This is a genomic window from Rhizobium sp. 01N424, from assembly GCF_056399485.1.
The window spans coordinates 1-11720 of the sequence record NZ_JBFTRK010000029.1; the positions used below are offsets into that span (position 1 = coordinate 1).

Here is an 11720-nt window from a genome sequence, read left to right on the forward strand (position 1 = left end):
TCCTGGAGGAAGGTGAGCTTGGCGACATCGGCGGTGGCATAGGCCGAATCCAGCGAGGCCAGCGCGCTTTCCTTCGAACGGCGGTATTCGCCGAACAGATCGAGCAGCCAGGAGACATTGGCTTCACCGGCGGTGGTGTTGGTGGCGCCGGAGCGGGTGCGAAGGTTGCCCATCTGGCCGCTGACGGTATGGGAAGCACCGACGACGAGGCTCGGCAGGGCGCCGGCACCGGCGACCGTTACCTGAGCTTCGGCAGCGTTGATGCGCTCCAGCGCCTGCAGCACGTCGAGGTTCTGGCCGATGCCCTGGGCCACCAGCGAATTCAGCCGCTGATCGCGATAGGCCGTCCACCACTGGGCGGTCGCAACATCACCATTGCTCTTGACCCCGCCTTCACCGAACTTCGCGGGAAGCGGCATCTCCGGGGGGACATGATCCGGACCGCTCACGCAGCCGGCCAACAAAAGCATCAATGCCGGTGTGGCATAACGAAGAGATACCATGCAATGTTCTTCCTGTAACTCGACCAAGTTCTAAATTTCTTGTCCGAAGCATCATGCTTCGCAATCGGCCGCGCTCCGTGCCAACGAGATACACCATGCCGAAGCAGTTCCGCGGCAATGTAGCAATGAGTCAGTCATTCTGGCAGTGTATTTTTATCACACTCCCGCCTCATTTTTGCGCCGCGAGAAGACCCGGCGAATGACCACAAAGAAGGACGGAACGAAGAAGATACCGAGCGCGGTCGCCGCCAGCATGCCGCCGAGAACGCCGACACCGATGGCATTCTGGGCCGCCGAGCCGGCACCGGTCGCGATCGCCAGCGGCACGACGCCGAGGATGAAGGCGAGCGAGGTCATGATGATCGGGCGCAGACGCAGCCTTGCCGCTTCGAGAGTCGCCTCCAGAAGACTCATCCCCGTCTCCATGCGGTCCTTGGCGAACTCGACGATGAGAATCGCATTCTTCGCCGCCAGTCCTATCGTCGTCAGAAGGCCGACCTTGAAGTAGACGTCGTTGGCCTGGCCGAAGAGCGTTGCCGCGGCAAGCGCGCCGAGCACGCCGACCGGTACGGCCATGATCACCGAGAACGGGATTGACCAGCTTTCGTAAAGCGCTGCAAGGCACAGGAAGACGACGAGAATCGAGATCGCGTAGAGAATCGGCGCCTGCGAGCCGGAGAGCCGCTCCTGATAGGAAATGCCCTGCCAGGCAACGGTATAGCCGCCCCCGAGTTGCGCCGTCAGCGCTTCCATCTCGTTCATCGCGTCACCCGAGCTGACGCCCGGCGCCGAGGCGCCGTCGAGCGGGATGGCGCTGACCGCATTGAAGCGGGCAAGCGAAGGGGCGCCCTTTGCCCATTCCGTCGTGGTGAAGGCGGAGAAGGGCACCATTTCGCCAGCCGTGTTGCGGGCATACCAGTGATCGAGATCGCTTGGCTGCATTCGGAAAGGGGCGTCGCCCTGCACGTAGACGGGCTTGATCTCGCCGTTCAGCGTGAAGTCGTTGACGTCGCGGCCGGTGAAGATGATCGACAGCATCGAATTGACCGAGGCGATGTCGACGCCCATTGCACCGATCTTTTCCTGATCGATGATGATCTTCATCTGCGGTTCGACTTCCTTGTTGTTGCTGCGCAGCGCGACGATCTTGCCGCTGCTGTTGCCCATCTGGATCAGCCGCTTTGATGCCGCATCGAGTGCCTGGGTGCCATGGCCGCCGGTATCGACGAGATACATGGAGAAGCCGCTGGATACGCCGAGGCCTTGGATGGCCGGCGGCAGCAGCGCGAAGACCTGCGCCTCGCGGATGGTAAAGAAGTTCTTAAGCGCGCGGTTGACGACGGCCTGCGCATGCAGGTTCTCGTCGGTGCGCAGCGAGAAGTCCTTGAGCTTGGTAAAGACGATCGCGCTGTTCTGGCCCGAACCGTTGAAACCGAAGCCGAGAGCGCCGAAGACCGAATCGACGGCGTCCTTCTCGTTCTCGCGGTAATATTTCTCGACCTTCTCGACGACGGCCTGGGTCTGCTGCGAGGTGGAGCCTGGCGGCGTGGTGACGATTGTCAGCAATACGCCCTGGTCTTCCTGCGGCAGGAACGAGCTCGGCAGTTTCGTGAACAGATAGGCACATCCGCCGCCGACGATCAGGAACAACAGCATGACGCGGACCGGCCGCTTCAGCAGGTAGCCGATGGTGCGGACGTAGCCGTTGGTGGAACGGGTGAAGTTGCGGTTGAACCAGTCGCCGACGCGGTTCTTTTTGTGCTCGTTGACCGGCTTCAGCATCGTGGCGCAAAGCGCCGGCGTCAGCACGATGGCAACGAGGGCAGACAGCAACATCGCCGAGACGATGGTGATCGAGAACTGCCGGTAGATGATGCCGGTCGAGCCGCCGAAGAAGGCCATCGGAATGAAGACGGCGGTCAGAACGAGCGCGATACCGATGATGGCACCGGTGATTTCACCCATCGATTTCTCGGTCGCTTCGAGCGGCGAGAGCTTCTCTTCAGACATGATGCGCTCGACGTTCTCGACGACGACGATGGCGTCGTCGACGAGCAGACCGATCGCCAGAACCATCGCGAACATCGTCAGCGTATTGATCGAATAGCCTGTCGCCGCAAGGATGCCGAAGGTTCCGAGCAGAACGACGGGCACGGCGATCGTCGGGATCAGCGTGGCGCGCAGGTTCTGCAGGAAGATCAGTAGCACGACGAAGACAAGCACGATCGCTTCGATCAGGGTGTGGACGACCTTTTCGATCGACAGCTCGACGAAGGGCGTCGTGTCGTAGGGATAGGTGATTTCGACGCCTTCGGGCAGCGAGCCACTGATGCTTTCGAGCGATTCACGGACGCGGGCGGCGGTGTCGATGGCGTTGGCGCCGATCGCCAGGTTGACCGCGAAGCCGGTCGAAGGCTGGCCATTGTAGCGGGACGAGCCGCCGTAGCTTTCCTGGCCGATCTCGATGCGGGCGACGTCGCTGAGGCGTACCGTCGACCCGTCCTTCTCGACCTTCAGGATGATGTGCTCGAAGTCGGCGACGGTCGTCAGCTGGCTCTGGGCGGTGATCGTGACGTTCAGCTGCTGGCCTTCGGTGGTCGGCTGAGCGCCGAGCGAGCCGACGGAAACCTGCGTGTTCTGCGCCTCGATGGCCGAGGTCACATCGCTTGGCGTCAGCTGGAACTTCTGCAGTTTGTAAGGATCCAGCCAGACGCGCATGGCGTAGCCGGAACCGAAGATATTGATGCTGCCGACGCCTTCGAGGCGCTGCACCTGATCTTCGATCGAGTTCGAAACGATGTTGCCGAGATCGACGGAGGAGCGCTTGCCATCGGTCGAAACCAGCGAGCCGACGAGCAGGATGCTCGAGGTAGAGCGCGTGACGCTGATGCCGGCGTCGATGACGTCTCCCGGCAGCTGCGACTGGACGAGCTGCAGCTTGTTCTGCACCTGCACCTGGGCGATGTCGGCATCGACGCTGTTGCCGAAGGTCAGCGAGATGCTGGCCGAGCCGGTCGACGAGGTCGAGGTCATGTAGGTGAGGTCGTCGAGGCCGGTCATGCCTTTTTCGATGATCGTCGTCACCGATTTCTCGACGGTTTCTGCGCTAGCGCCGCGATAGGTGGCGTTGATGCGCACCGTTGTCGGGGCGATGTCAGGGTATTGCGAAATCGACAGCGTATAGATGCCGAGCAGGCCCGCGAGCATGATGGTGATCGCGATGACCCACGCAAAGATCGGGCGTCGGATGAAGAACTTGGCCATCAGTTTATTCCTGTGCGGCTTGGATCACTGTGAAAAGCGTCGCGACTTACTTCGCGGCGGGCTTCTGAGCGTCACCGGCCGCAGGCTGCTCAGCAGCCACGACCACACCGTTTTCATTGATTCTCATGGGAACCGGCTTCACCGGCATGCCTGGCGTAATGGATTGCAGACCGCTGACGATCAGCTGGTCGCCGTCCTTGATGCCCTGTGTGACGAGCCACGCGTTGTTGGAGGGCGTCGCGTCTTCGAAGACGCGGCTTTCGACCTTGCCGTCGGCCGAGACGAATTGCGCCGTCAGGCGGCCATTGGCATCGCGGCTGGTTGCGAGCTGGGGCAGCGCATAGCCGTTTTCCGAGCCGAGCTCGACGGTGGCGCGGACATACATGCCGGGCAGAATGACGCGGTCGGGGTTCGGGAAGAGCACGCGGATGATGAAGGTGCCGGTCGTCTCGCTGACGATCTGCTTCGACATATCGAGCTTGCCCTTCTCATTGTACTCCTTGCCATTCTCCAGGATGACGCGGAAGGCGACGTTGGCGCCTTCACCCTTCACTTCACCGGAGGCGATCGCATCGCGGAGCTTCAGAAGATTGGTGCTCGATTCCGTTAGCGAGATGTAGATCGGGTCGAGCTGGCGAACCGTCGTCAGCGCCGTCGTCTGGTTGGCGGCGACGACGTTGCCGACATTGTAGGCGGTCTGGTCGATGACGCCATCGAAGGGAGCGACGATCTTGGTGTGGTCGAGATCGATCTGCGCCGAGGCCAGCGAGGCCTTGGCGGAGGCGACTTCGGCCTGGGCCTGGAGCAGCGTCGTCTTGGCGGTTTCATATTCGATCTGTGTCGCACCGCTGCCGACGAGGCGCTGGTAGCGGTCGAGATTGCTCTGGGCGCTCGGAACGCTGGCTTCCGCCTTGGCAATCGCCGCCGTAGCCTGCTCGACCGTGGCGATATAGGGCGCGTCGTCGATCTGGTAGAGAAGGTCGCCCTTCTTGACTTCGCCGCCTTCGCGGAAGGCGATTTCGCGGATGATGCCGCTGACCTGCGGGCGGATATCGGCGGTCTGGAAGGCTTCGGCACGGCCAGGCAGGATCGTCGTCACCGGGTAATTCGCCTTGGTGAGTGCCACAACGCCGACGGGCGAAGCCTGCTGGGCAGCCCCTGCCGCGCCAGCGCCGGCGGCTCCCTGCTTGTTGCCGCTATCGCTGCAGGCTGCGAGCAGTCCGCCAATTGCCAGAGCCGAGGTGATGAGGAGGGCACGCCGTATCATTCTGAATTCCTTGATGCAGAGGGCATTCACAGACCGGACCAGCCTTCCGGCCGGCAACAAGCGACATATTAAAAGGCTGGTTGATCCGGATTCAAATGCCATCAATCCGAATTTAAGAAAAGCTTTCCGAAGTGACGTATGTCAGGAATCGTCACTTAGCAAGCGCTATTTTGCAGTGCGGTATCAACAAAACAAACGATATCGTGTGCTTTGTGAACAAGCGTTTCCTTGTCATCGCGTGCGATCAGCACCGGATGAAGGACGCAGGCCAGGACGTCGGCGACGGTGATTGCGGCGCGATGCGGGTCGGCGCAGCGGTAGGCGCCGGAGGCGACACCGTCCTGAATGATCTGCTGGAGCCGCTGTTCGATCCGCTCCCGGTAGCGGTTACCCGCCTCGAACTTGGCTTCGATGGTCGTCAGAACCATCTCGAAGATATAGGGGTTGTCCTTGATATCCTGCAGATGGCTGTCAAGCAGGCGGAGCACGAAGCGCTGCAGCCGCTCCTTGGGCAGCATCTCGCCGTCGACGGAACCGAAGCGGTCGGCCATCGCTCCGAGATGGATTTCGGCGATGGCATCGACCAGCGCCGTCTTGGAATGGAAATGCTTGAAGACATTGGCAGGCGACATGCCGAGGGCGGTCGCGATATCGGCGATCGAGACGGCGACATAGCCCCGTTCACGAAACAGCATCTCCGCCATCGACAGGATGTCGGCGCGTGTCTCTTCGGCCTTTCGTCGCGGCCTGCGTGCCATTCAGCCCCCTGCCGGTCTTTGCCGGCTCGCTTTCATTCAATGCTAGCGCGATCGAAGCCCGGCCTGCAAGCATCTCTGCAGGCCGGCTTCAGGCGCTCAGGCGAAATAGGGCGCGAGGTTGGTGCGCACACGGGCGAGGGGCGTTTCGCCGCTGTCATCGGGGACGAAGGTCTTTCCGGTGATCGCCTCATAGGCCTTGATATAGACGGCCGAGGTCTGCTCGATCAGATCGGCGGGGATTTCCGGGATCGCATCCTTGTAGGGGTCGCAACGGTCGGCGACCCAGGCGCGGACGAAGTCCTTGTCGAAGCTGGTCGGGCGGCCGCCGCTTTCGAATGCGGCCTGATAGCTATCGGCCAGCCAGTAGCGGCTGCTATCGGGCGTATGGATCTCGTCGGCGAGAATGATGTTGCCTTCGGCGTCGGTGCCGAACTCGTATTTGGTATCGACGAGGATCAGGCCACGCTTGGCCGCCATTTCCTGACCGCGGGCAAAGAGTGCCAGCGCGTATCTCGACAGCGTGTCCCATTGCTCCTGCGTCAGCAGTCCTTCGGTGATTTCGGCGGGCGTCAGCGGCGCGTCGTGGCCGCCATCGAATTCCTTGCTGGTCGGCGTGATGATCGGTTCCGGCAGGATCTGGTTGTCGCGCATGCCGTCGGGAAGGGTGATGCCATACATCTCGCGCTCGCCCTTCTTATAAAGAGTGAGGATCGACGTGCCGGTCGTTCCGGCCAGATAGCCGCGCACCACGACTTCGACCGGCAGGATGTCAAGACGCTTGCCGACGACGACATTCGGATCGGGATAGGCGATCACGTGGTTCGGGCAGATGTCCTTGGTTGCCTCGAACCAGTAGCGGGCGGTCTGCGTCAGCACCTGGCCCTTGTAGGGAATGCAGGTGAGGATGCGGTCGAAGGCGCTGAGACGGTCGGTGCTGATGATGATGCGGCTGCCATCCGGAAGATCGTAATTCTCGCGCACCTTGCCGCGGTAGTAGTTCGGCAGTTCGGGGAAATGGGCTTCGGATAGGATTCGCACGGGCTCAGCATTCCTTTGTCGGAGGGGTTCATCCCTGCTCTAGTTTCATTGCGGGCGATGTCAAGCAAATGGCGGTCAAAGCCAGACGGCCGCGACGATCAGCACCGTCATTATATAGCCGAGCAGCGCGAGAGGGCCACCGGCGCGCAGGAAGTCCGAAACCCGGTAGCCGCCGATGCTCATCGCCAGCGTATTGTTGTGATGGCCGAAGGGCGTCAAGAAATCCAGCGAGGCCCCGGCGGCCACGACGATCAGATAGGCTGCCGGTGGATGATGGGCGGCGGCGGCGAATTCCAGCGCGATAGGGCTGAGCACGATCGCGACCGTGGCATTGTTGACGAAGGGCGTCAGCGCCATGGCGATGAACAGCAGCAGCGCGATGCCGGCAAGCGGCATGGAGATCGGCACGGCGAGGCTCAGCCAGTGTGCCAGCACTTCGGCGGTGCCGGTCGTCGCCACCGCCGAGCCGATCGGGATCATGGCGGCCAGCATAATGACGATCGGCCAATTGATATCGGCCATTGCCTGGCGGATGTTGAGAAAGCGGGTCACGGCGAGCACGAAGACGACGGCGGCGAAGGCGATCTCGGGCCGCAGCAGACCGAAGGCCGAGAGTGCGACACCGGCGGCGAAGATCGCGAAAGGGCGCCACGATCCCTTGACGCTGCTTGTTGCCGGTTGCGTCGCCAGCGGCAAGCATTCGCATTCCTCGAGCGCCTCGGCGATCGCATCCCGCGTGCCTTCCAGAACCAGGATATCGCCGATCGACAGCTGCAGATCCTCGAAGCGGCCTTCGATGCGTGGCGAACGCATCGATAGCGCCGATACCGAAACGCCCCGATTGCGGAAGACGTCGAGCGAGCGGATGCGCGAGCCGATCAGCGTGCTTTCGGGCATCACGACGGCCTCGATGCGCGCGAAATCGGTCTGCAGCCCGTTCGGATGGGTGGGTGCGGCAAGGGCTCCCTCTGCCTCCAGATCCGAAAAGACGGCATCAGCGCCTTCGGCAAGCAGTATGTCTCCCGCAGTGATCACTGATTGCGTCAGGCTGCCGAAGACGAAAGTGCCGCCGCGGATCAAAGCATGCGGTTGCAACCCGAAACGTTCGGAGCAATCGGCCAGCCGTGTGCCGGCGAGCGGCGAGGTGACCGGGATTTCTCGCTCTGCGACGATGCGGCGGGTCGCGGGCGGCGGCGCCGAGACGTCGCCTTCGGTTTCCGGAAACAGACGGACGGCGAGGGCGGAGACGAGCAGGATCCCGGCGATTGCCACCGGCAGGCCTGCATAGGCGAAATCGAAGAAACGGAATCCCGTTCCCGTTGCCTTTGCCAGGGTATCGCTGACGAGCAGATTGGCCGGCGTGCCGATCAGCGACACCAGGCCACCAAGCAGTGCGGCGAAGGAAATCGGGATGACCAGCTGGCGTCTCGGGATTTGCAGCACCGTCCCGGCCCGCAGGGTTGCGGGCAGCATGATGGCGAAGGCGCCGATATTGTTCATGAAGATCGAGATGAAGCCGGTGATCCCGGCAAGTGCGGCGATGACGGCGGCATTCGGCCAGCCGGCCGATTGAAAGCGCTGGGCCAGCCCGTCGAAGAATTTCGCCTGCGCCAGAACCTGAACGATCAGCAGGATTTCGACGACGGTGATGACGACGGGGCTTGCGAAGCCGGTAAACACCGCCTCGGCCGGGTAGAGCTTCAGAAGAAATCCGGCCAGCAATCCGCCGATCGCCACGACTTCGATGCGGAAACGGTCAAGGGAAAACAGAACGAGCATCGCGGCGAGGAGGACCAGCAGAGAGGCTTGCTCGACATTCATGGGCAGGCTCGCGTTGCAACCGTCAGCCGAATGTAGCGGTCCGGGCGCGGCTGTATAGAGAGAGGCGGGAGAAAGATCGCATAATCCTCAGGACCGGCCGCGTTGGCGGCGGTAATCAGAGCGCCGGAACGCGCCAGCGGCCATCGGCTGTCTTTTCCAATATCGGCGTCGAAAACACGCCGACCGTCCGGGCCGGCCAATGCGGTCCCGATGCTGCCAGCCTTCCTCGCCAGCGATCCGATTGCAGCATCGCCGCGCCGATCACCACCGGCTCGATGCCGCAGGCGCTAAGCAGGTTCAAGCCTGAGACGATCGAGGCGCCGCTCGATATGACATCGTCGATCAAGGCGACACGGCGGCCTTCGAGCAAAGGCAGCATGCGCGGGTCTATATAGAGACGCTTCTGCTGGCCGGGCGTGGTGATCGACGAGAGCTCGACGGACAGCTCATCGCGATACCAGAATTTGCGGGAGGTGCCGAGCGGCACATAACGCGCATGGCCGAGCTTCTGGGCGACGGCTGCCGCAAACGTCAGGCCAAGCGTCGGCAGGCCGGCGATCACGTCGGGTTCGAAGGCTGCAAGCTTTGCTACCAGCGCCGCGGCCAGCGTATCCAGAACGGTAAAGCTCGCCTGATTGACGATCAGCGATGCCAGCGCGTGCTCACCGTCCGAAAGCATGCGGATCGGCAGACGAAGCTGGCGGCCGTCCTCGAGCCCGGCAACATAGAAATCAGTGAAAGTGCCGGATGCTTCGAAGCTGCCGGGGGCGTGGATCTCCTGCCAGAAGTCGTGGGGGGCCATGGTCATGCTGCGGTTTAATCCCGTCTTGTCTTTTCCATGCCGGTGCGGCGGCGCAGATCGCGAAGCTCGGTCTCGGTCAATGCCCGGACGGCGCCCTTCGGCAATTCACCGAGCTCAAGTCCGCCAATCGCCACGCGCACGAGCCGCAGGCATTCCGTATCGAGCGCCTCCAGCATGCGGCGGATCTGGCGGTTACGGCCCTCGTCGAGTTCGACCTCGATCCAGGAGTTGCGATCGCCGCTGCGCAGCAACGTTGCCGAGGTCGCCTTCAGCAATTCGCCGTCATGGCGCACGCCGTAGGTCATCTCCGCCAGAAGTTCGCCATCCATGATCCTGCCGACCTGCACATGATAGGTCTTGGTCACGTGGGTGATCGGGTCGAGAAGCGTCTGGGCGAATTTGGTGTCGTTGGTGAATAGCAGCAGGCCTTCGCTGGCCTTGTCGAGACGGCCGACCGGCGAGAGATGCGGGGCGTCGAAATCCTTCAGGCAGTCGTAAACGGTCGGCCGCCCCTCAGGATCGTGGCGGGTGGTCACCAGGCCGCGCGGCTTGTTCAGCATCAGGTAGATCTTGTCTTCGGCGGCGATCGCCGTGCCGTCGACCGATATCTTGGCGGTCGAGAGATCGACCCAGGCGCTGGCATCGGTGATCTTGCGCCCGTCGACGAGCACCCGCCCGTCGGCAATCAGACGCTCCGCCTGGGTGCGGGAACAAAATCCGAGCTTCGACAGGGCGCGGGGCAGGGTGACCCGCTTGCCGCTGGCATCGGGGCCGGGCCGGGCGCGGTCACGCAGTTTCTGCGGTGGGCGCCGTTCCTTCAACGCGCTGTCCTTCTTCCATTCATGGCGAAGGTTTTTGGCATGAACGGCAAACGGGCGCCAGCATGGGCGGTCAAAATCCAGAGAATTTCAGGGATTGCGGTATAAGAGCGGACGTCAAAAACCAGCGGCGCGAAGAGCGCCGTCTAAAAAGGCAGTCTGAGCGTCGCCGTGCCGGTCAATGATAGGCCAGGAAACCAGCGAGTTCCTGACGGCTGATGGTAATGCCGGCCGCAGCCTTCACAGGGTCGGGATGCGTATAGGACAGGCTTGCCATTTCAGGCAGGTCGAGAGCCTGCTGCATGTTCATGATGCCGATCGCGCGACGGCCGTTTGCGCTGTTGACGCTGACCTCGACGATGCAGTTCGTCTTCCTGTTTTCCATGATCATTTCCTCCCTCCTTATTATGCTTGAATATCTGGCATTAAAAATAGGTTTTTATGAGACATAAGTATTTACGGACCTTGGCGAATTTAAGATCACCAAGGTCCGTAAAAAGTCATAGTTATTGTGCGTCGCGGTATCAGCGCCACCAGTTGCGCTGCGGCGGCTGTTGCTGGCCGCTCAAGAGATAGCCGGCGAGAAAGCCGAGCGCGCCGACAAGCGCCAGCGCCGTGGTGGTGGCTGCCGGGTGCTCGCGGGCCGCACCTGCTGCGGCGACGCCTTCGGCACGAATCTGCGCGACCGCATTCTTGGCCTTGGGAAGCGCGTCGTCATACGCCTTGCCGGCGCGGTCGCGGACTTCATAATAGGCTTCGGCGCCTTGGGCGGATATCATCTTCTGCAAACGTGACACTTCCTGCTGGAGGGAAGCAATGTCCTTGCTGACGGACGAACGGATGTCATCGGTATTGGCTGCCATAATGGTCTCCTTTCCTGCAATGGTGAGAGAACACCGCAGGACGGATTAGGTTCCGCGCCGATGGCGGCGTTGCGAAGCCGGTTCTTTAGCATTCCGTGAATTATATCGGTGAGGATCAGGCTGTTTCCGCAGGCTTTTTGCGGTTTCCGGAGGGGCGGAAAGCGATTTTTTGACCGGTTGATAAAGATTTCCGGCCGGAGAGCGCTACAAAGGGCGAGGCTGTGAATAATTCACACGAGAATCCTCTTTTCAAATCAATCTGTTACAAAAATGTCAAAAAACTTTGTTTGGGTGTGTTGACTGCTCAGCGTTGATGGCCGTATAAGCCGCGTCACTGAACGAGGGCGGCGGCGCTGCAGGCGACGAAGTCTTTCGCTCTAGGATTTCTTGAAGGTTGGCCTTTGAGGCTGATTTATTCCCAGGCTTTCGGGTTTGGGGCGGGAAGTTTTGACCGGGTTATCTGGTCTGTTATTTGACAATTGAAGATGAGAAGAAAGAGAAACGTGGGCGGCGGAGTTCGCGGATCGGGCAGCGATGCCTGATCTTGGAAAGAGACTTTGGCGGTCACGTTTATCAAGAGAAGTTA

Annotated in this window: 10 protein-coding genes; all 10 read right to left on the reverse strand. The window is 61.5% G+C overall.

Features of this window, described 5'->3' with window-relative positions; all coding sequences use genetic code 11:
• On the reverse strand, window positions 1-503 hold a 503-nt coding region (locus tag AC1DNK_RS29710; RefSeq protein WP_477944811.1), incomplete at its 3' end, for a TolC family protein.
• Between the two features lie 156 nt (window positions 504-659).
• Window positions 660-3767, reverse strand: a complete 3108-nt coding sequence (locus AC1DNK_RS29715; protein ID WP_112390934.1) for an efflux RND transporter permease subunit — start codon at window positions 3765-3767, stop codon at window positions 660-662.
• Between the two features lie 46 nt (window positions 3768-3813).
• The gene (locus tag AC1DNK_RS29720) at window positions 3814-5034 is read right to left on the reverse strand and encodes an efflux RND transporter periplasmic adaptor subunit (protein ID WP_477944813.1); all 1221 of its coding nucleotides are present in this window, start codon (window positions 5032-5034) and stop codon (window positions 3814-3816) included.
• 155 nt (window positions 5035-5189) lie between these two features.
• Entirely contained in the window at window positions 5190-5792 is a 603-nt protein-coding gene (locus AC1DNK_RS29725) for a TetR family transcriptional regulator (RefSeq protein WP_310297508.1), read from the reverse strand.
• Window positions 5793-5888: 96 nt separating this feature from the next.
• Complete coding sequence (locus AC1DNK_RS29730; protein WP_477944816.1) at window positions 5889-6830, reverse strand: phosphoribosylaminoimidazolesuccinocarboxamide synthase; 942 nt, start codon at window positions 6828-6830, stop codon at window positions 5889-5891.
• 75 nt (window positions 6831-6905) lie between these two features.
• Complete coding sequence (locus tag AC1DNK_RS29735; protein WP_477944817.1) at window positions 6906-8651, reverse strand: SLC13 family permease; 1746 nt, start codon at window positions 8649-8651, stop codon at window positions 6906-6908.
• A 115-nt stretch (window positions 8652-8766) separates the two neighbouring features.
• Entirely contained in the window at window positions 8767-9453 is a 687-nt protein-coding gene (locus tag AC1DNK_RS29740) for a phosphoribosyltransferase (protein ID WP_477944819.1), read from the reverse strand.
• Between the two features lie 14 nt (window positions 9454-9467).
• Window positions 9468-10274, reverse strand: a complete 807-nt coding sequence (locus AC1DNK_RS29745; RefSeq protein WP_112390938.1) for a pseudouridine synthase — start codon at window positions 10272-10274, stop codon at window positions 9468-9470.
• 175 nt (window positions 10275-10449) lie between these two features.
• Complete coding sequence (locus tag AC1DNK_RS29750; protein ID WP_112390942.1) at window positions 10450-10656, reverse strand: hypothetical protein; 207 nt, start codon at window positions 10654-10656, stop codon at window positions 10450-10452.
• 139 nt (window positions 10657-10795) lie between these two features.
• Entirely contained in the window at window positions 10796-11134 is a 339-nt protein-coding gene (locus tag AC1DNK_RS29755) for a hypothetical protein (RefSeq protein WP_112390939.1), read from the reverse strand.
• Between the last annotated feature and the right edge of the window lie 586 nt (window positions 11135-11720).

Bases quoted from the DNA above. Each gene is read 5' to 3' on its own strand.
- AC1DNK_RS29715 (WP_112390934.1), bottom strand. From the start codon at position 3,767: ATGGCCAAGTTCTTCATCCGACGCCCGATCTTTGCGTGGGTCATCGCG.
- AC1DNK_RS29720 (WP_477944813.1), bottom strand. From the start codon at position 5,034: ATGATACGGCGTGCCCTCCTCATCACCTCGGCTCTGGCAATTGGCGGA.
- AC1DNK_RS29725 (WP_310297508.1), bottom strand. From the start codon at position 5,792: ATGGCACGCAGGCCGCGACGAAAGGCCGAAGAGACACGCGCCGACATC.
- AC1DNK_RS29735 (WP_477944817.1), bottom strand. From the start codon at position 8,651: ATGAATGTCGAGCAAGCCTCTCTGCTGGTCCTCCTCGCCGCGATGCTC.
- AC1DNK_RS29740 (WP_477944819.1), bottom strand. From the start codon at position 9,453: ATGGCCCCCCACGACTTCTGGCAGGAGATCCACGCCCCCGGCAGCTTC.
- AC1DNK_RS29750 (WP_112390942.1), bottom strand. From the start codon at position 10,656: ATGGAAAACAGGAAGACGAACTGCATCGTCGAGGTCAGCGTCAACAGC.
- AC1DNK_RS29755 (WP_112390939.1), bottom strand. From the start codon at position 11,134: ATGGCAGCCAATACCGATGACATCCGTTCGTCCGTCAGCAAGGACATT.